The sequence below is a fragment of the Persicimonas caeni genome, assembly GCF_006517175.1.
GTDB lineage: Bacteria > Myxococcota_A > Bradymonadia > Bradymonadales > Bradymonadaceae > Persicimonas > Persicimonas caeni.
Map to the genome: position 1 here is coordinate 4,020,410 of NZ_CP041186.1, position 25,195 is coordinate 4,045,604.

12 protein-coding genes are annotated in these 25,195 nt (G+C 65.8%); 6 read left to right on the forward strand and 6 right to left on the reverse strand.

Annotated elements, in window-relative coordinates; genetic code table 11:
* The first annotated feature begins 14 nt into the window (after positions 1 to 14).
* On the forward strand, positions 15 to 1,994 hold the full coding sequence (locus FIV42_RS14950) for a hybrid sensor histidine kinase/response regulator (RefSeq protein WP_141198467.1): 1,980 nt from the start codon (positions 15 to 17) through the stop codon (positions 1,992 to 1,994).
* Between the two features lie 341 nt (positions 1,995 to 2,335).
* Here the strand turns inward: FIV42_RS14950 and FIV42_RS14955 are convergent, their stop codons facing one another.
* Positions 2,336 to 3,544 carry a hypothetical protein gene (locus FIV42_RS14955; RefSeq protein WP_141198468.1) on the reverse strand — a complete coding sequence of 403 codons (1,209 nt, stop codon included), beginning with the start codon at positions 3,542 to 3,544 and terminating at the stop codon, positions 2,336 to 2,338.
* Between the two features lie 227 nt (positions 3,545 to 3,771).
* Here FIV42_RS14955 and FIV42_RS14960 point away from each other — a divergent pair, with 227 nt between their 5' ends.
* Complete coding sequence (locus FIV42_RS14960; protein WP_141198469.1) at positions 3,772 to 9,327, forward strand: hypothetical protein; 5,556 nt, start codon at positions 3,772 to 3,774, stop codon at positions 9,325 to 9,327.
* Positions 9,328 to 9,705: 378 nt separating this feature from the next.
* Here FIV42_RS14960 and FIV42_RS14965 read toward each other — a convergent pair whose 3' ends face one another.
* A complete protein-coding gene (locus FIV42_RS14965; RefSeq protein ID WP_141198470.1) occupies positions 9,706 to 12,444 on the reverse strand; it encodes a hypothetical protein in 2,739 nt (912 codons plus the stop codon).
* Positions 12,445 to 12,755: 311 nt separating this feature from the next.
* Between FIV42_RS14965 and FIV42_RS14970 the strand changes: the two genes are divergently transcribed.
* Together FIV42_RS14970 and FIV42_RS14975 are read left to right on the forward strand one after the other, a co-directional pair.
* Positions 12,756 to 16,070: an AAA family ATPase gene (locus FIV42_RS14970; RefSeq protein WP_141198471.1), complete on the forward strand. Its 3,315-nt coding sequence runs from the start codon at positions 12,756 to 12,758 to the stop codon at positions 16,068 to 16,070.
* Positions 16,071 to 16,078: 8 nt separating this feature from the next.
* Positions 16,079 to 16,867: a hypothetical protein gene (locus tag FIV42_RS14975; RefSeq protein WP_141198472.1), complete on the forward strand. Its 789-nt coding sequence runs from the start codon at positions 16,079 to 16,081 to the stop codon at positions 16,865 to 16,867.
* On the opposite strand, the gene FIV42_RS14980 is transcribed toward FIV42_RS14975, so the two are convergent.
* From FIV42_RS14980 to FIV42_RS14990, 3 genes are read right to left on the reverse strand one after another with little or no spacing between them, the layout of a single operon-like run.
* Entirely contained in the window at positions 16,868 to 18,112 is a 1,245-nt protein-coding gene (locus tag FIV42_RS14980) for an AAA family ATPase (RefSeq protein WP_141198473.1), read from the reverse strand.
* A 3-nt stretch (positions 18,113 to 18,115) separates the two neighbouring features.
* A complete protein-coding gene (locus FIV42_RS14985) occupies positions 18,116 to 19,021 on the reverse strand; it encodes a tetratricopeptide repeat protein (RefSeq protein ID WP_141198474.1) in 906 nt (301 codons plus the stop codon).
* A complete protein-coding gene (locus FIV42_RS14990; RefSeq protein WP_141198475.1) occupies positions 19,018 to 19,500 on the reverse strand; it encodes a hypothetical protein in 483 nt (160 codons plus the stop codon). Before FIV42_RS14990 ends, FIV42_RS14985 begins: the two co-directional genes overlap by 4 nt.
* 275 nt (positions 19,501 to 19,775) lie before the next feature.
* Here FIV42_RS14990 and ileS point away from each other — a divergent pair, with 275 nt between their 5' ends.
* On the forward strand, positions 19,776 to 22,652 hold the full coding sequence (ileS, locus tag FIV42_RS14995) for an isoleucine--tRNA ligase (RefSeq protein ID WP_141198476.1): 2,877 nt from the start codon (positions 19,776 to 19,778) through the stop codon (positions 22,650 to 22,652).
* Positions 22,653 to 22,657: 5 nt separating this feature from the next.
* A complete protein-coding gene (gene lspA / locus FIV42_RS15000) occupies positions 22,658 to 23,398 on the forward strand; it encodes a signal peptidase II (RefSeq protein WP_141198477.1) in 741 nt (246 codons plus the stop codon).
* 105 nt (positions 23,399 to 23,503) lie between these two features.
* Here the strand turns inward: lspA and FIV42_RS15005 are convergent, their stop codons facing one another.
* Positions 23,504 to 24,946, reverse strand: a complete 1,443-nt coding sequence (locus FIV42_RS15005; protein WP_146983763.1) for an IS701 family transposase — start codon at positions 24,944 to 24,946, stop codon at positions 23,504 to 23,506.
* Between the last annotated feature and the right edge of the window lie 249 nt (positions 24,947 to 25,195).

Sequence of the window (25,195 nt, forward strand, 5' to 3'; positions counted from 1 at the left end):
CAATTGGGAAGCAGATGAAAGACGAAGTCACGAACACGGACGAGCAGCCGGGCTCGGTCGAAGAGCGCCTCGAGCAGCGTAGCTACGAGCTCGGCGAGCGCGTCAAAGAGCTCAGTTGTCTGTATGACATCTCGCAGATGCTGCTCGAGACGCGGTCTGACGAACTCGAGTCGGTGCTCGAGCGTGTCGTCGGGCGGATTCCGGCCGGCTGGCAGCATCCAGAGTTGGCGGCCGCGCGCATTCGGGTCGGCGAGGTGGTCTGCCAGACCGACGGCTTTGCGCACACGCCTTGGGTCCAGCGCCAGCCGTTCACGGTCTGCGAGGGCGTCGAAGGCGTGATCGACGGCGTGGTCGAGGTCGCCTACCTCGACGAGCCGCCCGAGCGGGGCGGCCAGGTCTTCATCGATGAAGAGGCGAAGCTCATCGAGGCGATCGCCGATCGTCTCTCCGAAGCGGTGCGCCGCGCGCAGGCCGAGGAGCGTGTGCGCTTCCAAGCGACCCTGCTCGAGGCGGTGGGCGAGGCGGTCATCGCCACGGACCTCGACGGGCGGGTGCTGTATTGGAACGGACGCGCCGAGGCGCTGTTTGGCTGGAGCGAGCAGGAGGCGCTCGGCCGAAATATTCTCGAGATGAACACCCCTGAGGACGCCCGTGAGCGGGCCGAAGAGATTTTGGCCAACGTCGCCCGCGGCGAGCGTTGGTCGGGAGAGTTCGAGGTACGTCGAAAGGACGGCACGAGCTTTCCCGCCCAGGTGACCTCCAGCCCCATCCTCGACGAGGCCGGCCGGCTGGTCGGCGTGGTGGGCATCTCGCGCGACCTGACCGAGCGCAAGGCCATCGAGGCCCAGCTTCGCCAGGCGCAGAAGTTGGAGGCGGTGGGGCGGCTGGCCGGCGGCATCGCCCACGATTTCAACAACATGCTCACCGCCATCAAGGGCAACACGCAGCTCCTGCGGGAGGATGTCGGTGGCGACGAGGAGCTGATCGAGCACGTCGGCGAGATCGAGCAGGCTGCCCGTCGGGCGGCGTCGCTGACCCGACAGTTGCTCGCCTTCAGTCGACAGCAGGTCTTGCAGCCAGAGAAGCTGTGTCTGGCAGAAGTCGTCGGCGCGATGAAGCCGATGCTCGAGCGGCTCATCGGCGAGCACATCGAGCTCGACGTCCGCCCGCAGGCCGGTCTCGGCTTCGTCGAGGCGGACGAGGGCCAGCTCTCCCAGGTGGTCTTGAATCTGGTGGTCAACGCGCGCGACGCGATGGCCGGCGGCGGGCGGGTCGTCGTCGAGTTAGACAACGTCGAGCTCGACCGCCCCTGCGAGGGCGTCCCGGTCGAGGTGCCCGAGGGGCGCTACGTGGTGCTCTCGGTCGCCGACGAGGGCCACGGGATCGACGACGAGGTCCTCAATCACATCTTCGATCCCTTCTTCACCACCAAGAAAGATGGCAGCGGGCTGGGTTTGTCGACGGTCTACGGCATCATCAAGCAGAGCGGCGGGCATGTGCAGGTAGAGACCGAGCTGGGCGAAGGGACCGCCCTGCACGTGTATTTGCCCCGCGCCGAAGTCCCCCCGGAGGCGACGAACCCCAAGCCGACCAAGCCCCCCAAACGCCCGCCGGCGGCGCACGCCCACACGATCCTGGTCTGTGAGGACGAGCCGGTCGTGCGCCGGTTGGCGTCACGCGCATTGTCGCGCCAGGGTTATCGCGTGCTGGTGACCAAATCGGGCACCGAGGCGCTCGACGTGCTCGAGCGGGCCGACATTTCGATCGACGTGGTCGTCTCCGACGTGGTCATGCCCGAGCTGGGCGGCCTGGAGCTGGCCGCGATCATCGACGAGCGTTGGCCGCAGATCCGCGTCCTGCTGATCAGCGGCTACCCCAGCCGCGACGTGCTCGACGCCGACGCGCTCGAGATCGCCACGCCCTTTTTGCCTAAGCCGTTCGGGTTCGACGAGTTGTGCCAGAAGGTGGCTGAGTTGCTCGATGTTGATGGGTGAGGGTTTGTGTTTTCCTCCTCCTCGGTCCTCCTCCACTTCGCTTTGCTTGCGGAGGAGGAGTCCCCTCCTCGGTCCTCCCCTACGCTACGCTACGCTTCGCTTCGCGCAGGGGAGGAAGATGTTGCTACTACGCACCTAGTACAGAGTTCGATTGAACGACGTCTTCCTCTCCGCCCGTAACGAAGTGGAGGGAAGGAGAGGACCGAGGAGAGGCCCCCCTCTCCACCCGTAGCGAAGCGAAGGGAAGGAGAGGGATCGAGGGAGAGGCCCAAACACCCTCTCCACCCGTAGCGTAGCGAAGCGAAGGGAAGGAGAGGGATCGAGGGAGAGGCCCCCAAACCTCACTCCCCATCATCCGGATCCGGACAACTCGGGATATCGCAGAAGCCGACGTGCGGCTCGGGGACGGTGGTGTCGGGGATGATGCAGATCTGGCCGGAGTCGCAGTCGGCGTCGGTCGCGCATAGCGGGCGGCAGACGTCGTTGCAGCCGCAGTAGCCTTCGGCGAAGCCGTCGACCACGTTGCACAGCTTCTGGAAGGGGGTGTCGGGGCACGATTCGCCGGGGCGTACGTCGGGGGCGAGGCGCAGGGGGTCGTTGCTGCAGATGTCGCGGGTGTAGCCGCCGCCTGCGAACATGCAGGTGTAGCCGTCGGCGCAGCCCTGGCGGGCGTCGAAGTCGCACTCGCTCATGCAGCGGTGCTCGCCGGCCAGCGCGTCGCCCTCGCAGATCTCGTCTTGTTGGCAGCCGAGGACCGGCAGCGGCTCGGGCTGCTCGTCGGGGCAGCTCAGGCTGCCGTCGGAGCACGGTTGCCTGTTGCAGTCGGGGTCGAAGGCGCCGCACTCGCAGTTGCAGTACTCGCCGTCGCGGTACGACTGCACCGGGCAGGTCCAGCCCGACGGCGGGAAGGTTCCCTTGAAGCTGAAGTCGGCCACCTCGATGCACACTCCGCCGGGCACCGGCGTCGAGTAGCGACCCTCGCCGACCTCGACCTCGACCAGGCGCAGGTCCGTCACCGACACGTCGAGCGTGCGCTGGAACGGGTCGGCGTTGCTCACCAGCGTGCCGCGGTCGGCGAAGAAGGCGCGCTCGCGCACGTCGCCGCGGATGTAGAGGCAGTGCGCGCAGTTGCCGAAGTTGCTGTCGCGGCCCGGACCGAGCTCGAAGGTGCCCGTGTACGTCGCATTCCCGTAGCGCTCGAAGAGGATCGACAACTGGCGCGTCTCGCCCTCGATCTGCGGGCTCGCCTGCACCGAATACTCCACCGAGACCCCGTCCTCGTAGACCTCGCCGACCGTCTGAGCGAGCTCGACTTGCAGGCAGTCGTCTTTGCCGACGTCGCTCGTGTCGGCGTCGTCGGCGTCGTCGGAGGTGTCTTCGGCTGTATCGGTCGCGTCGGTCGCGCCCGTGTCGGACGGCTCGGCAGTGTCGGCGGTGTCGGAGACGTCGGCGGCGCCGGTATCGGCGGTGTTGTTGCTCTGGGTATTGTCGTCGCTGCAGGCGCTGGTCAGAAGGGCGAGGGCCGATAAAATTACTGCGAGGCGCGTCATTTTTACATCCTGAGTGGGGCCAATCACGGTGCAATGCTTCCTGAAGTCTGTGGAGCGTAGTGTTTTTGGGCGTGGGAAGCAATTTTAAGGCGATTGGTTGGGCGGTTTGGGTTGTTGTGGGGGCCCACGCAAACCCAAATGTGACACTCTGTGACTTCATCCCCCACCCACCCTTCGCGACCCTATAAGGCGTACCAGTAGACCCCCCTCGCCTCGCGGAGGCCCCTATGTCCTCGACGCTACTGTCCCCGACGCTACGCGCTCGCTCCATCGCCTGGATCTTCGTCTCGCTGACCCTCTTCCTCGCCGCCTGCAGCGACGAGCCGACTCCGGCGGAGCCGGACGTCTCCGAGACGCCCGACGCCGGTGCAGACGTCGAGCCAGATACGACGCCGGACACCGCGCCGGACACCGCGCCCGACTTGTGCGCGGGGCTCGAGTGTCCGGAGGGGACGTTGTGCAATCCGCAGACGGGTCTGTGCGAGGTGCAGAATACCTGCACCACTTCGGCCGATTGCGCTCAAGGGGAGAGCTGCCTCGACGCGCGGTGTGTGCCCTCCGAGGACGTGTGCGAGGTGCTCGGGTGCACGGGCAACCAGCATTGCCTGTACGACGAGGCGAGCGCGAGCGGGCGGTGTGAGGAGGACGACGTCAACGGATGTACGAACGCGCTCGATTGTGTCGGGGAGCGGGTGTGTGTGGCCGGGGCGTGTGCGGAGCCGCAGGCGTGTCGGGACGATATGCACGAGGCGAATGATCTCGTCTCGCAGGCCACCGAGTTCCAGGCGGCACAGTCGGGCGGGGTGGTGCAGGGGACGGTGTGCGCGGGCGACAGCGACCACTTCAAGTACAACCTGGCCTGGCAGACGACCTCGGCGGGCATGCTGACCGCGCGGCTGCAGTTCGCGCCCGAGGACGTGGGCGTGGGCGATGTGACCCTCGAGCTCGTCGAGCCGAGCGGGGCGGTGCGCCAGACGGCGACGAGCGACGCGAGCGGGCTGGTCGAGGTCGAGCAGCGGGTGCTCATCACCAACCAGGGCGAGTGGATCGTGCGGGTCAAAGATGCGGGCAACACCGAGACGGCCGGGGTGCGCTATGCGCTGTCGGTCGACCTCGTGCCCGAAGACGTCGACACGGCGTGTGAACAGGCCACCGAGCTGAGCGCGCCGCAGAGCATCCACGGGACGACCGACCTCAGCCAGAGCTTCGAGATGGGCTCGTCGTGCACGGCGAGTGACAACCGCTCGGGGGAGGTCGTCTACAGCTTCGAGTTGAGCGAGCAGAGCTGGGTGACGGCGACGGTCACCCCCGACGACGACGAGACGATGTCGCTGGCGGTGCGCACCGCGTGCGGGTTTGCGAGCACCGAGATCGCCTGCGAGAACCAGCAAGACGGGGTCGTCGAGTACGGCCAGGTGCTCGAGCCGGGGACATATTATGTGATCGTGCAGGGCCGCGAGGTGAGCAGCGGGGGCGGGTTTACGCTCGACCTCGACGCCGAGCCGGTGGTGTGCTCGTTTCGCGACAACGGCTGCGCCGACGCCGACACCGCCCGGGTGTGCGACGCCTCGCGCACCGGCTTCGACCAGGTGACCTGCCCGTCGGGCTGCGACTCCAATACTGGCTATTGTCAGGCCGACGCCGAGTCGTGCATGACCGCCATCGACGCCAGCCAGGGGGGCACGTTCACCGGCGAGATTCACAATCTGCTGCGCCACCACCGGTTGTCGGACACCAACCCCTGCTTGGGCCATCGGGTCGACGGCTCCGACGCGGTCTATCGGGTGGACGCCAACGGCGGGGACATGATTCGCGCCACCGTCGACGCGCCGTTCGACGCCGCGCTGTGGATCGCCGCGTCGTGCCCCGACGCCTCCGACAGTTGCGTGGCGGGCACGGACATGGACAACCCCGAAAAGCTCGACTTCGAGGTGCCCACCGACGGCACCTATTACGTGGTCGTCAGCGCGGTGGCGCGAGGCGCGGTGGGCACCTACACCCTCGACATCGAGGCCGGCGCCCCGCAGTGCATCCCCGGCGAGAAGCGCTGCCTCGACGCCGACACGATCGAGTATTGCGGCTGTGCGGCGAGCTGGGAGTACTACGACTGCGCCGCGAGCTGCGCGTCGGGCGAGTGTGCGACCTCGACGGGCGATATCTGCCCGGAGGCCATCCCGGCGGCCGACGGCGACACGCACACCTTCGACCCGACGTCGGCCCAGGACGATATCCGCGCCGTGGAGCATTGCCTCGGCGACGGCGCTCCCGCCCCGGACGGCTTCTATGCGGTCGAGCTCGACGCCAAGGAGGTCTTGGAGGTGACCGTCTCGGCGCAAAACGGGCGCGACGACACCGCCATCTACCTGCTCGAAGACTGCATGAACCCCGAGCAGACCTGCCTCAAAGGCGCCGACCGCGAGGGTGACGGGGGCGACGAGACGCTCCGATACCGCGCGCCTGTCGCCACGACGGTCTACGTGGTCGTCGACGGCGATAGCGCGGCGAAGGCGACCGGGCTGTGGGGCGTGTCGTTTACGATCCACTCGCCGCTGTGCACTCCTTACGACGCGCGCTGCGCCGGGCCCGACACCCTCGAGTATTGCGATGCTTACGGCATCGAGTGGGTGGAGCAGAGTTGCTACGGGTTTGGCTGCTCGGCCAACGCGTGCATCCCGCCGTCGAACGACACGTGTGCGACCGCCGCCGATGCGGGCACCACCGGGGCGAGCTTCCAGCACAATATCGAGCCGTACAGGATGGACTATCAGCTCCCAGTGGGCGAGTTCAGCTGCACGGGCTTCACCTCGTTCGGCCCCGACGCGGTCTACAAGGTCCACGCGCAGGCCGGCCAGGTGATCACCGCCGAGGTCAACTCGGTCTTCGACGCCCAATTGTGGATCACGACCGACTGTTCGACGCCGGCCTGGGAGCATTGCGTGGTCGGCGACGACGAATATGCCGGCTGGGCGGGGCTGCCGCCGAGCACCGAGAAGGTCCAGCACAAGGTGGAGACGACCGGGACCTACTACATCATCGTGACCGCCGAGCAGATTACCCAGACCGACCAGTTCCCCAATGGCGACTTCACCGTCGACATCAGCGTCGACACGCCCATCTGCACCCCCGGCGCCACGACCTGCCTCGACGCGCAGACGATGGAGTATTGCGGCAACTTCGGCCTGCAGGAGATCCGCTACGTGTGTGACGGCGGCTGCCAGAACGGCGTGTGCGCCGACCCGCGCGGTCAGGTTTGCGCCGACGCGATCCCGGCCGACGACGGCGACTTCTTCGTCATCGACATGACCCAGCACGGCGACATCTCCGACCTGCACAAAAACCAGTGCGGGGGCACGACCAACAGCGTCAACGGCATGGCGAGCGACGGCCCCGAGGCCTACTTCGAGGTCGACCTGCAGGCCGGCGAGGTGCTCACCGTCCAGGCCACGCCCCACCACGACTACGACGACCCGATGATCTACGTGGTCACCGACTGCACCGACACGCCGCATACCTGCGAAGGGGGCGTCAACAACGCGCTGAAGGGGGAACGCGAGGTGTACCACTACCAGTCGTCGACAGATCAGACGGTCTACGTGGTCGTCGACAGCGCGCTGCGCACCCACGGGCGCGACGACTACGAGGTCTCGTTCGACATCGCCCCGCAGGTGTGCCAGCCCGGCCAGGCGCTGTGCCAGGACAAGATGTCGCGCACCTGCAACGAGGCGGGCACTGCCTGGATCGACGAGTGGTGCACCTTCGGGTGCACGGCCGGGGCGTGCGACCCGGCGAGCAACGATCGCTGCGTCGACGCGTTCCGCATCCCGGGCTCGGGCCTGTACGACGTCGACATGTGGGACGTGACCAACACCGAGTCGCGCACCTGCCTGCCCAAGCCGGGCGACGCCGAAGAGGCGTTCTTCAAGTTCGAGCTCGCCGCCAACGAGGTGCTCGACGTCGAGGTGATCCCGTGGGCGGAGGCCGACGAGGTGCTCTTGAGCCTGGTCTCCGATTGCAACGACCCGTCGAACACCTGCCTGGCCGCCGCCGACAACCTCGACAGCGGCATGGCCGAGCGGATCATCTACCAGGCCGGCAACGCCCCCGAGACGGTCTATCTCATCGTCGAGAGCGTCATCCAATGGAGCGCGCCGGGGACCGGCGAGACGCGCGGCATCCGGCTGCTCGACGTCAAGATGGGCCCGCGGGTGTGCAACCCGCTCGAGACGGTGTGCGCGAGTCAAACGGTGATGAGCTACTGTAACGAGAGCGGCACGACCTGGGAGACCTGGGCGTGCGACGGCATCTGCGCGAGCGGCGAGTGCGTCGACGCCACCGGCGAGACGTGCATCGACGCCATCGACGCCTCGGGCGGCGGCGTGTTCACCGGACGCATCGAGACGTTCGGCATCGACCACCCGCTGGGCGACTGGCGCACCAACTGCACCGGCTCGAGCGACGTCGGCCCCGACGTGGTCTACGAGGTCGAGGCCTACGCCGGCGACGTCATCCGCGCCGAGCTCGACGCCGATTTCTGGGGCTCGATCCGCATCGTCGACGACTGCACCGACGCGGTGAACAACTGCGTCATTGGCGAGTCCAACGGCAACCCGCGCGAGGTGACCTACCGCGTGCCGAGCAACGGGACGTACTACGTGATCGTGTCGTCGTTCATGGAGGCGTCGCGCGGCGAATTCGAGGTGCGCATCGACGCCGGCCCGCAGATCTGCACCGCCGGCGACGCCCACTGCACCGGCTCGACCCTCGAGACGTGCAGCCCGAGCGGCACGAGCTGGCTGCAAAAGGACTGCCTGCACGGCTGCACCACCGACGCGTGCGACTCGGCCCCCAACGACACTTGCGCGGGGGTCATCGACGCCACCGGCGGCGGAAGCTACACCGTCGACCCGGCGCTTCTGACCGACACCGTCGACCTGGGCTCGACGGGCTGCCTGGGCGAGGCGACCCCGGCGCCCGACGCCTTCTACCGCGTCGACCTGGCCGCCGGCGACATCCTCGAGGCGACGCTGACCCCGCAATACTGGGGCGACGACCCGGCGATCTACCTCGTGAGCGACTGCGCGACCGCGCAGACGACGTGCTTGGACGGCGTCGACGAGGGCCAGCCGGGCGACGCCGAAGAGCTCGTCTACCAGGCCGCCCAGGCCGAGACGGTCTACCTGGTCGTCGACGGCGACTCAGTCGACGAGGCCAACAAGCTGTGGGACCTCGACATCGCCGTCGGCCCGCTCATCTGCAACCCCGAAGAGACGCGCTGCGCCGACGCGACCACGCTGGAGTATTGCGGCGTGCACGGCACGCGCTGGCACAGCTACACCTGCGACGGCTCCTGCTCGGCCGGCGCGTGCGCCACGCCCACCGGCGACGTGTGCATCGACGCCATCCCGGTGGGCGGCGGCGGAACGTTCGCCGCGGACATGACGAGCTACACCAACACGCTCACCCCGCAAGCAGGCGCGTGCTACTCGAGCATGAGCCTTGGCAACGAGGTCGTCTACGCCATCACGCTCGCCGCTGGCCAGACCGCCGACATCCGCGTGATCCCCGACCGCGACGACACCGCCGAGTTCTACCTGCTGTCGAGCTGCCTGCGCGACGACTACGCGAACACCTGCCTGGCCGAGGCGACGCCGCCCGACCCGTTCACCAAGACGCTGGAGTATAGCTACACGGCGGTGAGTGACGAGACGGTGTATTTGGTGGTGGATGCTGCGTCGCAGGGGGCGCAGTCGGGGGTTTGGCAGGTGGATGTGGGGATTTGGTGAGGCGTCGCGCCGCGTAGAGCAACGAATGTGGTGATTGCGGATCGACCCCCCGGTGGGGTCGAGCTTCTATCGCGGAGCGGGGGCTTGCCCCCAGCGGAGCCCTCGCCGGTGCAGCCCCAAGGCTTGCCTTGGGGTCAATCGTGTGATTCCTGAACACCGATCAAACTCGATTCCCACAATTGGGCAAGCCGTCGCGTCGCATAGAGCAACGGATGTGGCGATTGCGAATCAACCCCCCGCGGCAAGCCGCAGGGCTGCACGGGCGCTGGCTCCGCAGGGGCCAAGGCCCCGCTCCGCAGGGGGCGCATCGGAGAACGCAAAAAGCCCGGCCTCATGTGCGGCCGGGCTTTTTGCTACTTGTTAAAGTTCCCTACAACCTCACTTCCCCCCACTCGGCGGCGTATCCACCGCGGCGTGGAAGCTGTAGACACCCGTCTGACCCGCACGCGGCGACGGCCAGGCGACGCCCACGTAGTAGGTGCCCGTAGGCAGGCTGGCCGACGGGACGACCAGCGGGCCTTGTTGCATCGGGCCGCTGGTGACCACGTTGCCCATCGAGTCCTCGATCGCCCAGTAAATGGTGCCCGGGGACTCGGTGTAGAGCATCGGGTAGATGATCAGCGCCTTGTCGGTCGCGATGGCGCTGTTGACCGTAAACTCGAGGTAGTCGACGTCGGTGGCGTCGGGGGTCTCGCCAAAGAAGCTGTCGCCCGAGGTCAGGTCGGCGAAGATGGTCGTAGTGGCCGTGGCGGTGGTGTCGTTGGACTCGGCGAGCATCGTGCCGGCGACGATGCTGACTTCGCCGGCGTAGCCGTGCTCATCCGGTGTCGGGTTGGTGACCTCGATGTAGTAGGTGCCGGTGGTCAGCCCGTCGGTCACGATCACACAGCCCTCGGAGGTCTCCGGGGTGGCGATGAGTTCGGCGCCGGTGCTGTCGAGCAGCTTGCAGCCGTAAGGCTTGGTGCCGATCCAGCTGCCGCCGGAGGTGTGCGCGATTTCGGCGACGAAGACCTCGTCGGAGGCCATGTCTTGGGCCAAATCGACCTGCCAGACGTCGACGTCGGTGCCGGCCAGCGTACCCACCAGGTCGCGGCCGATCGGCATCGGGGTAGCGTTGGCGGGGGTGTCGTTGGGTTCGGCGCCCTCGCGGATCGGCGGCAGATTCGCCGTCAAATCGAAGTTGTAGTCGGCGATGTCGCCGCCCGTCGGAGCGACGGCGAACTTGTAGGTGCCCGGCATCAACACCATCTGACGGGTCTGGCTGAGCGTGCCCATACTCTCGCCGCTGTCGTCCCAAAACTCGAGGGTGATGCGCGCGAACATCTCGTCGGAGGTCACCGACGAGGCGAGCTCGAGGCGGGTCTCGGCGGGGAACTCGACGAAGCCCCAGTCCTTTTGCTTGCGCCGCATCGCGCCGCCGGTGTGGCTTACGGAGCTACCGATGCCCACCTGGCCCAGATCGATCGGGCTCTTGGAGGCGACGGTGATCGACTGGTCTTCCATGTCGTTGCCGTACGCAGAGACGACCTCGAGCACGTAGAACGCGTCGGGGTTGGTCGTGTACTGGTACAGAGCGCGATGGGAGACGAAGTCGCTGGAGTACGTCCCGACGTTTAACTCCGGTACCGCCACGCTGCCGTCGACCCGGTACAGGGTCAGGTGGCCGTTTTGAGAGTTGGCGTTGTCGTGGGTCAGCTCCAGAAACTGGTCGGCCGAGGCGCGGAAGGTGACGTAGAGGGTGTCGTCGCCGGCGACGGTCGTGGTGGGCGTGGACGCCTCGCTGTCAGCGGGGATCGAGCCGAGGGCGAACGCATTCAGGCTGGTCGCCGCGCCGGTGGCGAAGCTGTCCTGCGAGCCGCGCTTGCGCACGTAGTCGACGAGCACGTAGACCGAGCTGGCGTCGGGCACCTTGATGAAGGCTTCGCCGCTCGCCGAAATCGGGAAGTTGTAGAAGGCGTTGGGCGCGTCGCCCCAGACGACGACTTCGGCGTCGATGTCGTCGGAGAGCTCGGCGAACTGCACCTTGACCAGCCCGTCCTGGGGGAGGTCGGTGATCTCGAAGAAGTTGTCGGTCAGCGTGCTGAACTCGCCGCTGACACCGTTGGTCAGCATGTCGCCCTGCGGCACACTGGTGGGGGCGTCGATCTTCTCGAACGTGCCCACATAACCCCAGTCGTCGCCGCCGAGAGGGCCGACGGCGCCGTCGGATTGCATCACGATACTCGGCAGGATCGTCAGGGTGTAGTCGCCCGACTTCGGGATCATGATCTGGCGGGCCGCCGAGGTGTCGAACGGGCTGTAGCGAACCCAGGTGCCGTCGGCGCTGGCGAGCTTGAAGCCCGGGGCAGGCATGCCCGTCGACTGCAGGGCGATCTCCATCCAGGTGCCCGCGTCGGCGCTGAAGTTGTAGACGTCGGCGTCTTGGTCGAGGGTGCCGTCGGCGTCGTGATCGGCCGGAGCGGCGATCGTGCCGGTGAAGACGTACTGCTCGCCGGCGGCTTTGAGGGTGATGTCGGCCGGATCGGAGACGGGCTGCGCCTCGGCGTGGTCGGCGTTGGCGGCCAACTCTTCGGCGTGGGTGGCGCACAGACCGTTGAGGATGATGTCGCCCTCCTGACACTGCGCATCGGGCATGCACACCGCGTCGTCGACGCTGAAGTGGGTCCCCTCGGCGCACACCTCGTCGGTGGGCATGCAGCTGTCGCTGTCGGAGTCGTAGGCGGTGCCGACTGTGCAGGCCGCGTCGGTGATGATGCACTCGCCGCTGTTGGCGTCGCGCTCGGTGTTCGGGCCGCAGGTCGTCGGCGTCTCGACCACGCAGATGCCGTCCTGGGCGACGGTACCTTCACCGCAGGTGATCTCGGTGTTGACGATACACTTGCCCTGCTCGGCGTCGAAGGTCGTGCCCTCGGCGCAAGCGCCCGACTCGGGCACGCAGGTGCCGTCTTCGGCGAGCACGGTGCCGTCGGCGCAGCCGTCGTCGGTCAGCGCGCATTCTCCGTCCATGGCCTGGGTGCCGGGGCCACAGGTCAACTCTTCGCCGCCGCCGCAGGCGGTCAACGTCGCGGCTGCTGCCAAGCAGCTCAAGAGGCCGATGAGGCGTCTTTTGAAGTGCATGGTTCTCTCCTAATCACAGGGGGTTATGTCTTCGATTGGCGTCATCTTTAGTTGTAAAGAGCCTTTTGTTCACACTTAAGTCACAGAGTGTCACAGTTGGGTTGGGAGGGGGAAAACAAGCCGAGCCCGGAGGGCAAAGCCAACCCCTTTGGTAGCCCCCCGCGAAGTGAAGCGGAGCTGGGGGGAGAAGGGTGGGGATGAGGATGATAGCCCCCCGCGAAGCGGAGGGAGGAAGGCGTTCACGACGGCGCGACAATATGTCACAATCGTCAGTGACGTTTGGCGGATCTGATCTCCCCGAGTTGCTGCTCATGGCGAACCTGACCCCGAAAGCCTTTGTCGCGCTGCACCTGGCAGGCGCCAGCCAGTTGTGGGCCGATGTGCCCGAGGCGATGCCGGCGGCGGTCGAGAGGCTCGACAGATTGGTGGCTCGTACGCTCGACGAGGACTCGGGAGAGCTCGTGGCGACGCATCGCGCTGACACGATTGCGGTCTTCGATTCACCCGACGAGGCGATCGCCTGGGCGTGCCGGCTGCAACGCGAGCTCCTCCAATGCGACTGGTCTCCCAGGCTCCTCGAGCATCCACTCGCCGCCGAGAGCCGCGACGATGACGATCGGCTCGTCTTTCGCGGGCTGCGTCTCGGGTTGGGCGTCGAGTTGGGCACGCCGGTCAGGCGTCTGCACTGGCGAGACGGTCAGGTGCAGCTGGTCGGCGAGGTGGTCGATCGCGCCTGTGACTACGCCCAGCGAGCCGCCGCCGGCGGCATCGTGGCGGGCGCCGAGGCGGTCCACGCCCTCGAAGAGGGCGCCGCGCTCGACCTCGAGATCGACGAGCTGGCCGCCGATGTAGGCCCGCCGCTCTACGCGATCACGGCGCGCGAGCTCTCCTGGCGGCGCCAGCAAAGCGCGCTGCAGGCGACGTCGCGTCGGACGAACCTACCCTCCTACCGCACCCGGTTTTTCGGACGCGCCGCCGAGTTGGCCGTCATCGCCCGACTCGCCGATGAAGGGGCCTCGTGGGTCAGCTTGATCGGCACGGCCGGCATCGGAAAGACGCGCTTGGCCGTCGAGTTTGCCAGGCGATCGCTCCAAGACCGCACCGACGGGGGGCGCGAAGCGTGGTTTTGCGACCTGAGTGAGGCGGCCGGTGTTGCCGACGCGCTCTACGTGATCGCGCGAGTGATGGAGGTGCAACTGCCGCTCTCCGACGAAATCGAAGTGCTCGCCGACCGCCTCGAGAGCAGCGTGGCTGGGCGCGGCGACGTGTTACTGCTGATCGACAACGCCGAAGATCTCATCGACGAGCTCGCGCCGGTGTTGGAGGGCTGGCTCGAGGAGAGCGAGGGCTTGTTGCTCGTCGTCACCAGCCGGCGGCGCGCCGGGCATCGCCTCGAGACCGCCGTCGAGCTCGACTCGCTCGGCCGCGACGCGGCGCGCATCCTCCTCGAAGATCGCCTCGCCACCCCGCGCGGCGTGCAGGTGCGCTTCGGCGCTCAGGATCGCCCGGCGCTCCAGGAGATCGTCGAGCGCTGCGGTGAGCTTCCGCTGGCGATCGAGCTGGTGGCGGCGAGCGGCCGGCGGTTGACCCCGCGCCAGCTTCTGCGCGCTTGGCAGGAGGACGAGGCCGACACGCCCATGTCGCGCCTGCAGCAGGCGATCGCGCGCACCTTCGAGATGATCCAGCCTTTCGAGCAACACGCCTTGTTGCAGTGCTCCATCTTCGCCGGTGGCTTCACCGTCGAGTCGGCTGCCGACGTCGTCGATCTGTCGAGCTTCGACGACGCCCCGGCGGTCAGCGACGTGCTCGAGACGCTGCACAACCATTCGCTGTTGCGCTCGCGCGCCGGGCGTGACTCGGCCGAGGAGACCCGGCTGTCGATGTACGAGCCCGTGCGTGGCTTTGCGACCGCCCTACTCGACGCGGAGGCTGCCGAAGAGGCGCGTGGGCGGCACGCCGCACATTTCGTACGCTGGTCGAAGAAGGCCGTCGCCGGGCTCGAGGGGGCTGCAGAGACCGACTGGATTGGCCGGCTCACCGAAGAGTTGCCCAACCTGATCGCGGCCTACGAGCATAGCCTCGAGTGCGACCCGGACTCGGCGGTGCGCCTGGTCATCGTGCTCGGCGAGCTCGACAAGCGCGTCGGGCCGCTCGGCGGTCAAAAAGAGCGCGCCGATCAGGCGGTCGTCTTGGCCGAAGAGGTCGCCGACGACGCGCTTCTGGCCGAGGCGCTCGTCGTGCGCGGTCAGACCTGCATGTGGATTCACAAATACGACGGCGCGGCCGACGATTTCGCGCGCGCGCAGGAACTCGTCCGTGAGTCGGGTGACGCCTCGGTGCTGACGCGCGCGCTCTTGGGGCGCACCTTCGCGGTGGGTCACCGCGGCCATTATCGCGAGGGCCTCGAGTACGCCAAACAGGCATACGACGTCGCCCGCGGCAGCGGCACGCTCGACGAGATCGCCGCGCTGGCCTGGTGCGGGGTCATGCTCGGCAGCCTCGAGCGGGACGACGAGGGCGTGCGCCGGTTCAGCGAGGCGCTGGTGCTCGCCCGCCAGTTGGGCAACCCCAGCATGCTGGCGCGGGTGCTCTCCTCGTTGGGCACCGCCATCGGCGGCGACCAGCCCGCCGAGGGGCGGCGCTACTTGAACGAGGCGCTCGAGATCTTCCGCACTCAGGGCAACCGCCGCCGAGCGACCGTGGCGCTCTTCGAACTCGCCCGCGTGGCCGGATGGGAGGGCGATCACCGCCGTGAGGAGCGCTATTACGACGAGGCGCTGGTCGAGGGCGCCTCGATCGGTGTGTCCCAATACGAGGCGTTACTGTTGCACGGGCGGGCGCGCTCCCGGTTCATGCGTGGCCAATACACCCGCGCCGAAGACGACCTCATCAGCGCCCTTGCCAAGGTGCAGAACCAGGCGTACCTCGATTTGAGCGTCTGGATCTGGTCGTACCTGGGGGCCTGCTACGCCGCGCTCGACCGATTGGCCGAAGCCGAGAAATTCTTCGCCCGCGCCGAAGAGGCCATCGAGGACACCGATGCGGCCAAGTTGGCCGTGGTCCTCGAGGTGCTGCGCGGCTTCCAGGTCGCCGCCAACGCCCGAAAGCTGTATGGCGCCGACGACTTCGAGGCGGCCGAAGCCGAACTGGAGCGTGCCTACGCATGCTGCGAGTACCCGGGCCAAGAGGGCGTGCCCCACGTCAACGAGGCGCACGCTATCGCCCGTGCGCTGCGCGAGGCGCTCGACATGCAGGTCGAGCAGGGATTGGTCCCCCCGCACGTCGCCCCGACCCGGCGCGTGCTCCAGCTCGGCCCCGACGCGCGTTGGTTCGCCATCGACCGCGGCGAGCACGTCGACATCAGCCGCCGCGGCGCGCTGCGCAAGATCTTGGCGGCCCTGGTCGATCGGCGCTTCGATGCGCCCGGCGAGCCGATGTCGGTCGACGACGTCATGGCGGCGGGCTGGCCCGACGAGGTGCTCACCCCGAGCTCGGGCGCGCGCCGCGTCTACTCGACGATCAACCGCATGCGTGATCTCGGCCTCGACGAGGTGCTGCAGACGGTCGACGACGGCTACATGATCGACCCGGCGGTCACCCCCGTACGCTCCAAACATCACGACTGAGAACGCCCATGGATCCCATCATCCTCGTGCTCCTCGGCATCGGCGGGGTCGTCTTCTATGTCCTCTTCAAGAAGAGCGAGGACAATCGGCGTGAGACCCTCGCCAAGCGACTCGGCCTGTCGGTCGATTCGAGCATGCTCGGCAAGGGCGTCTTGTCGGGGCGCTACGAGGGAATCCCTGTGCGTATCGAGGAGTTCCGCCGCGGCAACGGGCAGCGCTCGCGCACGCTCACGCAGATCACCGCCGACATCACCGTGCCCTTGCCCGAGGGGCTAAAGATCGTCCACGAATCCGACCTCGCCCAGATCGGCAAGATCTTCGGCCTCCAAGACATCGTCATCCGCCACGCTCGCCTCGACCGGACCGCGGTGATCAAGGCGAAAGACCCCGACGCAGCGCGCGCTTTTTTGACCCAGGCCGGCAACGCCGACGCCTTGGCCGACTTCATGGAGCGCTATGAGAGCGCCAAGCTGTCGAAGGGCTCGATCGAAATCGAACGTTTCGGCCCGATGGAAGCCAACGCTCCCCTCGTGCTCGACGCGATGGCCGACCTGGTCAAAGTGCTCGCCGGCGAGCGCGAGTACCGCGGGGAAGTCGAGCCGTGGGAAGACGCCGGGCTCGATGCCGACTTTGCCGACGCCGGCGACCTCGTCAAAGCCGAACTCGCCCGCCGCAAAAAAGAAGGCCGAACGGCGAGCACGCCGTTCGACCGCGAGATGCCCCAGCCCGAGAAGTTCGGCCAGCCCCAACCCGGCCCTAAAAACGGATCGGGGTCGTCGGGGGATGGGAGTTGGTAGCTACAGTTTGACCTTTTTGAGGTATTTCTCGACCTCTTTGTACGACCGATCCACCCCCCCGTATTTCACCAGATTGCGCGCCGTGCGCAGCCAGTCGAGCGTGGTCGGTTCGTGGTCATGGGCGGCCTCGACGAGGTCGGTCTGCCGTAACGGGCGCTCGCGGCCGGTGTCGAAGATCTCCGAGAGCACAATATCCTTGGCCGCCTCGATGATGCCGTCGATATCGGCGCCCGAGGCGTACTCGCTGGCGCGGGCGAGGGCGGCGTAGTCGAGCCCGTCGGTCGGCACCTCCTCGAGCTTCGAGCGAAACATCGCGGCGCGCGCGTCCTTGTCGGGCGGCGGCACGAAGATCTGGCGGTCGAAGCGTCCGGGTCGCTTCATCGCCTCGTCGACGTCCCACGGCATATTGGTGGCCGCGAGGACCAGCACTTGGTCGTTGTCGTGGGTGGCGCCGTCGAGTTGGTTGAGGAACTCGTTGACGATGGTGCGCGTGCCGTCACTATTGGCCTTCGAGCGGGCGTAGGCCAGGGCGTCGAGCTCGTCGAAGAAGAGCACCGCCGGGCGATTGGCTCGCGCCCGTTCGAACATGAGCGACAGGTTTCGTTCGCTCTCGCCGCGCCACATATTCAGGATATCGCTGATGCCGACGCCGATGAACGTCGCCTCGCATTCGGTGGCCACGGCGCGGGCGAGCATCGTCTTTCCGCAGCCGGGAGGACCGTAGAGCAAGACCCCGCCGCCGCTCTTTTTCTTGAAGCGCGCGAAGAGGCCGGGGCGGGCGAACGGCTCGACGATCTTGAGCCGCAGCGTCTTTTTGATCTTCTCCATGCCCACGATGTCGACGAAGCGCGTCGGGCGGGTTCCTGCGAGCGAGACGACTTGGCCTTCGGGTGCCTCGTCCTCGGCGTCGACCACGCGCAGCTGCGGGCCGCCGGCGGGCACGCGCTCGGTCTTGTCGTCGAAGCGTCGGGCGAGCGCCTCGTCGGGCTGGAAGTCGTGGCAATCGCTCGCCGCTTCGTAGGCCTCGCGCGCATCGTCGAGCTCGCCCTTGGCGACCAGGCAATGCGCGACGCCCAAGTGTCCGTGGGCGCTGTCGCCCTGCTGGCGCACGAGCAGACGGTATTGCGCGAGCGCGTCGTCGACTTGCTCGGCTGCGAGCAGTGCGTCGGCGTAGGCGCGGCGGGTGGCGGTATCGAACGGGTCGCGCACGAGCGTGGCGGCCAAATCATCGAGCGTGGTGGACATCTCTTAGAATCCTGTCTTTTTGAGCACGCGAGTCAAAATCGGCGGGTAGATCCACGACATGAGCACCCACCCGACGTACACGAACGTGATCGTCACGAAGGTCGACGCCGACGTGTATTTCTCGGCGACCGCCAGCATGATCAGGCCGGCGACCCATACGGCGGCGACGCCGGCGTAGTCCCAGCGCACGAACGGATACCACGGCAGCATCGACCAGTGGGTGAGCGAGCGAAGCTCGACGAGCGCGTCGACCATCTCCTCGTCGCCAGGGTCGTTTCGAAGCAATTGACGGCCGACCTCGAGGGCCTCGCGGTAGCGCTTTTGCTCGAGGAGGACCACGAACATCGACGAGGCGACGTGCTCGGCCTCCGGGTTGTTCTTGACCAGCTCCGACAGGTTCTGCGCGGCGTCGTCGATGCGCCCGCGCGCCACGTTGATGAGCAGGTCGATCAACTCGACATATTCGCTGTGCGGGTCGCGGTAGCGCGCCTCGGCCATCAGCGCTTCGGCCTTGTCGAGGTGAAAGGTGAGCATCATGACGTGGGCGTACATCGCGTACAGCTCCCCGTCTTCGGGGTACTCGCGGATCAACTCGATGACGAGCTTCTCGGCCGCCGGGTAGTCCTCGGTCGCGTTGTGGATGCGAAACAAGATGAGGCGCGCCTCGAGATGCTCCGGCTCTCGCCCGAGCGCGCGGTAAATCTGGTTGTAGGCCTCACCGTAGTGGTCACGGCTGTAGGCAATGCGCGCGCCGAGCACGTAGTTCTGAATCGCCTCGGGCTCGAGGCGCACGGCGCGCTGGAGCCAGCTTTCAGCCTCGTCGAAGCGGCGCAGATCGATCAGTTGGTCGACGCGTGCGTGGAGTTCATCGAGCTCGGTCGCTGCCATGGCAGGGGTCGCTTCATTCATCCGAGAACCACCTTGGCTCCCGCCACAATCACCCACTGCACGACCATCGCCGCCACGATGCACCCGATCGCGGCCTTCCACGGGTTGAGCGGCTCGGCGCCGACCATCGTGTTGGTGCGGTGCATGGGACGGTGCATGAAGTAGAAGCCGCCCCACACGACCAACCCGAAGCCGCGGATCAAGTAACGCCCCGTGCGACTCTCGCTGCCGAGCATGTCGGCTGGAATCATGTTGGCGACGTCGACTGCGTAGACCACCCCGCCGATCCAGGCCACCGACGCGAGCGCGGCGAGTACGTACCAGCGAAGATCGTCTTTGGTTCGACGCAACTCCTGAGAGTTGAGCCACGAGAATGCGATGGCGGCGACCGGCCCGCCGAAGAACGACGTATAGAAGAGCGCCGTCGGCGAATAGAGCCGAACGGGCCGGTGTCCCGCCGACAGAGTCGGGGTCAGAAGGTCTTCACGGACGTGTGCCATGGCATCCCTGGCTGTGCGCGGTGGTGGTGCGAGAGCTGTTGCGCCGACAATCTAGCGTGTGGGTGGGGGCGTTGCAACGAAGGAGGCTCAAACTGCCGTTCACGTTCAGGTGCACGTGCACGTTCACGGAAAACCGCCCCAACCCCACGACACTGGACGCAGGCCGCGTCCTACGGTAGACGATTCCATTCGTATGGAAGGCACGGCCACCCCGAATTGTTACCGGTGCCGTTGCCCGTTCGTGTTCAACCGTAAACTCGCCAGCGAGGATCACCGTGGGTAAGGATTACAAAGCCACCCTCAATCTTCCGTCGACCGACTTCCCGATGCGCGCCAACCTCTCCGACCGCGAGCAGGACCAGATTATGCGGTGGGAGCGTGACGACATTTACGGGAAGATGATTGCGCGGCGAAAAGACGAGGGCGCCCAGCGGTATATCCTGCACGACGGCCCTCCCTACGCCAACGGCAACATCCACCACGGCCACATCCTCAACAAGACGTTGAAGGACTTCGTCATCAAGTACCGCAACCTGGCGGGCTACCTGGCGGAGTACGTGCCCGGCTGGGACTGCCACGGGCTTCCGATCGAGCACAAGGTCGACCAGAACCTGGGCGAGAAGAAGCGCGACATGTCCAAGGTCGAGGTGCGACAGGCTTGCCGCGAGTACGCCGACAAGTGGGTCAATATCCAGGCCGAAGAGTTCCAGCGCATGATGATCTTCGGCGCCTGGGAGCGGCCCTACACCACGATGTCGTACGACTACGAGGCGACGATCGTGCGTGAGCTGGGCAAATTCTTCGACAAGGGCATCGTCTACCGCGGCCTCAAGCCGGTCCACTGGGACTGGGCGGCCAAGACCGCGCTGGCCGAGGCCGAGGTCGAGTACGACGAGTTCCGCACCGAGCACGTCTACGTGAAGTTCCCCTTCAGCCAGCTCCCCGACGAGCTGGCCGAGAAGGCGGGCGACAAAGACGTGTACGTGCTCATCTGGACGACCACGCCGTGGACGCTTCCGGCGAACCTGGCCATCGCGCTCAACCCCGACCTGAACTACCAGCTCGTCGGCCACGGCGACGAAGTCTACGTGATGGCCGAGGGCCGTCGCGCCACCGTGCTCGAAGAGTGCGACATCGCCGAGGACGACGTCGAGACGCTCGCCAATTTCGAGGGCCGCGAGCTCGTCGGTGAGCTCGGCGAGGGCAAGGGCTTGGCCGCAGATCACGCCTGGCTCGAGCGCGAGTCGGTGCTGCTTCCGGCCGACTACGTCACCCTCGACCAGGGTACCGGCTGCGTTCACACCGCTCCCGGCCACGGTCAGGAAGACTTCCAGTTGGGCCAGCACTTCGGACTCGACGTCATCTGCCCGGTCGACCAGGAGGCGAAGTTTTATATCGACCTTCCGGTGCAAGCCGACGACGGCGAAAAGAACATGAAGGGCGTGCACGTGCTCACGGCGAACAAGTATATCGCCCAGCACCTGGCCAATATGGGCCGCCTGCTCAACAAGGCTGGCGACCGCATCACCATCCCGCGTTACCCGTACGGCTGGCGCACCAAAAAGCCGGTCATCTTCCGGGCGACCACCCAGTGGTTTATCGCCATGGAGCCCGAGACCGCCGGCAACCCCGACGGCCTTCGCCTGCGCGAAGAGGCGCTCGACGAGATCCAGAAGGTCAACTGGGTGCCCGGCTGGGGCCAAGACCGCATCGAGGGCATGGTCGAAGGCCGGCCCGACTGGTGCATCAGCCGCCAGCGCTCCTGGGGCGCGCCCATCACGGTCATGTACTGCAACGACTGTGACGAGGCGCTGGCCACCGGCGAGCTGTGCAACCACGTCGCCGATCTCATCGAGGAAGAAGGCGCCGACGTGTGGTTCGACCGCAGCCCGGCCGACTTGTTGCCGGAAGGGATGAGCTGCGCCGAGTGTGGCGGAACGGAGTTCACCAAGGAGCAAGATATCCTCGACGTCTGGTTCGACTCGGGCGTCTCTTGGTCGGCCGTGCTCGAAAACGAGCTCGGCTGGGGCGACCTCGCCGACCTGTACCTCGAGGGCAGCGACCAACACCGCGGCTGGTTCCAGTCGAGCCTGCTGGCGTGTGTGGGCACCCGCGGCCACTCGCCGTACAAGACGTGCCTGACCCACGGGTTCGTGACCGACGAGGACGGCCACAAGTACTCGAAGTCGTCCAAGAACTTCGAGCCGCCCGAAAAGATGCTCCAGGAGTACGGCGCCGAGATCTTGCGCCTGTGGGTCGCTGCGGTCGACTACAAGGGCGACATCACGCTCAGCGACGAGATCTTGAAGCGCATCGCCGACGGCTACCGCAAGATCCGCAATACGTTCCGCTTCATGCTGGGCAACCTGGGCAGCTTCGACGCCTCGCAGGCGGTCGACTACGACCGGTTGCACGACATCGACAAATGGGTGCTGCACCGCACCGCCGAGGTCGTCGAGCGTATCCAAGAGGCGTACGAGAACTACCAGTTCCACACGATCTACCACACGCTCCTGCAGTTCATGACGGTCGACCTGTCCAATATCTACATGGACGTGACCAAAGACCGCATGTACTGCGAGCTGCCCGACGGCGAGGCGCGCCTGGCCGGCCAGACGGCCTATTGGAGCGTGCTGCACGCCCTGGTTCGCGCCACCGCGCCGATCCTGTCGTTCACCTCCGAGGAGGTCTGGCAGCATCTGGACCACGGCGAGGACGATCCCGAGTCGGTCTTCTTGGCCGACTTCCCGGACGTGCCCGCCGAGTGGAAGAACGACGAGTTGGCTGCCAAGTGGGAGACGCTCTTGGAGGTGCGCCAGGACGTCCAGCGCGCCCTCGAAGAGAAGCGCGTGCCCCGCAAGCAGAAGAAGCCCGGCCAGATCGGCAGCAGCCAAGAGGCGCACGTCACCGTCACGGCCGAGGGCGACACGCTCGAGCTTCTTCGGGATTACGCCGAGATGCTCGACGCGTTGTTCATCGTGAGCTACGCAGACGTCGTCGAAGGGGAAGTGCCCGAAGACCAGAGCGTCGGCGTCGAAGTGGTGCCCGCCGAGGGCGAGAAATGCCCGCGCTGCTGGAACTACTGGATCGAGCCCGGAAGTGACAAAGACGTGTGCGACCGCTGTGAATCGGTGGTCGAGCAGTTGGACTGATATACATGAAGCCGAACGTCAAGAAGTACATCCTCTTTTTCGTCGTCATGTTGGTCGGCGTGGGTCTCGACCAGTGGTCGAAAGACTATGCCGCCGACCGCCTTGCGACGGTTCGCCCGGGCTACGTCCACCATCCGGTGGTGCTCGAGGTCGACGAGAGCGACAAAGGCGAGACGGTCGAGGAGTTCCTCGCCGGCGAGTTCACCAGCAACGACGCCGACGAGATCGCCACGGTCGCCAACTACCACACCCGCACCGCCGACGGCGTGCCCCTCAAGGGCGACATGCAGGTCGAGCCGGGCCAGGAAATCGAGGTGACCAACCGCAAGGTCGTGGTCATCCAGGATTACTGGGATTTCCAGTACACCGAGAACCCGGGCGCGGCCTTCGGCCTGCTCGCCGACGGCAACAAAGAGTGGCGCGTGCCGTTCTTCGTCGTCGTCAGCCTCATCGCGGTGGTCATGATCCTATATATCCTGCACGGGGTGTATTGGGAGCAGCAGATTTTGGTGTGGGGCCTGAGCTTCATCGCCTCGGGCGCGGTCGGCAACTTCATCGACCGAATACGCTTCGGCTACGTTATCGACTTCATCGTCTGGAAATACACCAACGAGTACCGCTGGCCGACGTTCAATATCGCCGACGCGCTCATCTGCATCGGCGTGGCATTGATGGCCATCGAGCTCATCCGCGACGCGTTTCGGCCGCGGGGTAAGGACGAAGAGCCTGCGAAAGTCGAGGCGTGACGATTCTTCGAAGCGCTATTTAGCTGGAGTTTCGCCGAATTTGTCGGCGTTTTCTTCGGTGCGAGGGCATCTTGCCCTCGTAAATTGGGCCGAAGGTAGGCCGTTTCAGGCCGCCTTGCGAGCCCCATCGGCCCCTGGCGGCGCGTGTCGGGCCAGTTGAGTTGTCTGTTTTTCGTAAACCCGGTCGTCAGACCGGGTTTGCCATAATTGTTCTTGCTCCATCTGGCGGTGAAATGCCTGGAGCATGTCGACGAAACTGATTGTCACTTTGTGCGGATACCACGGGGCCAGATAGCGCGCCCACCATATGTCTTTGAGCGGCTGACCATGGTCGAGATACCACAGCACCACAAAGCTGTAGCACAGCATTCCGAATGGAACCGTGCGCTCCGAGGCGATCGGCCGCCGCTCGATAGGAGCCTTGGGCCCGTGGATCGTCGAATCTGCAGGTTCGTCTCCTTGAGCGAATCCGTTTTGGACCTCCTCGATGCCCATGTACTGCTTGCAGTCACGGTAGCAGCTCTCCAGCGACCACCGCAGGCTCTGCGGAATCAGGACTTTGGGGCCCGAGCAGCCCGGCCGGCTTCGAAAGTAGTAGTTATCTTCGAGTCGTCCGCTCGGATCGCGAGTGATGACGACGGTCAGCACGCGATCCTTCCCGGCGCTCTTCCACTGAGCCTCAAATGTTTTGATCCAAAGCTGCAGTTGTTGACCATAGATGTAAAGGATTTGCTCTTTCCACGGCAGCTGGGGATCCTCAGCGAGCTCGGCCAACGATGGGAGCCGCTTGCCCCAGATGCGTCGGCGTCCCGGCCCCGGCGTTTGCTCGACCTTGGCATCAAAGAGAGCTGCATTGGCTTTGAATCGGCCGACCATCTCCATGTTATCGTCCAGGGCCGAAAAAACGGTCCTGTTGACGTAGTCGTTGTCGCCCACGACGACAAAATGGGCCTCGAGCCACCAGCTTCTCAAGACTGCGAGCATCTCGGCAAAAAGCTGGGGGCGGCTGCAATAGGCCTCAGGCGGACACAGCTTACGGGTGCGGTGCAGACGAAACAGCAACGGAACGGCGATGCCGCCGCTGTGCATGAAACCGACCGGGACCCAAACTGCCAGCGTCACAAATTGAAGACCCCAGCAGAATGCCGACTTGCGCACCCTCTTGCCGGTGAGGGTCGAGCGCATCGGGTCTCGATGGATTCCGGCGCCCATCACAAAGGGCCCAGTGCGCCGGCAAACAGTATCATCCACAAGCACATACACCGTTTGTCCGAGTCGGGCCTTCAAAGCCAACGCCAGCAGATGGCCGAGCTCATCCAGGCTCCATTTGGCCCGCGAAAAGAACCGATAGAATATCGAGAAATGTTTGGGCTCACCGTCCGGTTTCATCCTCAGCCCCGGCATAAAACGGCCGGCGCGCAACAGGTTACTGATGCATCGCCTAGATTCACATCGGATCCAGGCCAACATCAGGTAACTAAAGTTGTCGTAAGTCGGGGTGCTGAAGGCCGGTCGAAACATCTCGATGAGGGCTTTGATAGAGGCCATTGTCGAGCCAGGGCTTGGACGGTTGGACTGCTTGGTGTACGCAACCCTAGCAACCACCTCCAAGCCCTTCTTATTTTCATTTCGACCACTTATGCCACGTACCTACTAATCGCTGAGCATACTAGACGCGCCAACTCAAGGAGTGCCGCCTGAAAAGATGGCGAAACTCCAGATTTAGGCAGACAAACTACAAATTTGAGGGTCGTGTCAGCGACCTCGGTCGTCGGTTGGAACGATCCTTCGACACAC

What these genes read in the sequence shown, in the direction of transcription:
- FIV42_RS14950 (WP_141198467.1), top strand. Translation starts at nt 15, where the DNA reads ATGAAAGACGAAGTCACGAACACGGACGAGCAGCCGGGCTCGGTCGAA.
- FIV42_RS14955 (WP_141198468.1), bottom strand. Translation starts at nt 3,544, where the DNA reads ATGACGCGCCTCGCAGTAATTTTATCGGCCCTCGCCCTTCTGACCAGC.
- FIV42_RS14960 (WP_141198469.1), top strand. Translation starts at nt 3,772, where the DNA reads ATGTCCTCGACGCTACTGTCCCCGACGCTACGCGCTCGCTCCATCGCC.
- FIV42_RS14965 (WP_141198470.1), bottom strand. Translation starts at nt 12,444, where the DNA reads ATGCACTTCAAAAGACGCCTCATCGGCCTCTTGAGCTGCTTGGCAGCA.
- FIV42_RS14970 (WP_141198471.1), top strand. Translation starts at nt 12,756, where the DNA reads ATGGCGAACCTGACCCCGAAAGCCTTTGTCGCGCTGCACCTGGCAGGC.
- FIV42_RS14975 (WP_141198472.1), top strand. Translation starts at nt 16,079, where the DNA reads ATGGATCCCATCATCCTCGTGCTCCTCGGCATCGGCGGGGTCGTCTTC.
- FIV42_RS14980 (WP_141198473.1), bottom strand. Translation starts at nt 18,112, where the DNA reads ATGTCCACCACGCTCGATGATTTGGCCGCCACGCTCGTGCGCGACCCG.
- FIV42_RS14985 (WP_141198474.1), bottom strand. Translation starts at nt 19,021, where the DNA reads ATGAATGAAGCGACCCCTGCCATGGCAGCGACCGAGCTCGATGAACTC.
- FIV42_RS14990 (WP_141198475.1), bottom strand. Translation starts at nt 19,500, where the DNA reads ATGGCACACGTCCGTGAAGACCTTCTGACCCCGACTCTGTCGGCGGGA.
- lspA (WP_141198477.1), top strand. Translation starts at nt 22,658, where the DNA reads ATGAAGCCGAACGTCAAGAAGTACATCCTCTTTTTCGTCGTCATGTTG.
- FIV42_RS15005 (WP_146983763.1), bottom strand. Translation starts at nt 24,946, where the DNA reads ATGGCCTCTATCAAAGCCCTCATCGAGATGTTTCGACCGGCCTTCAGC.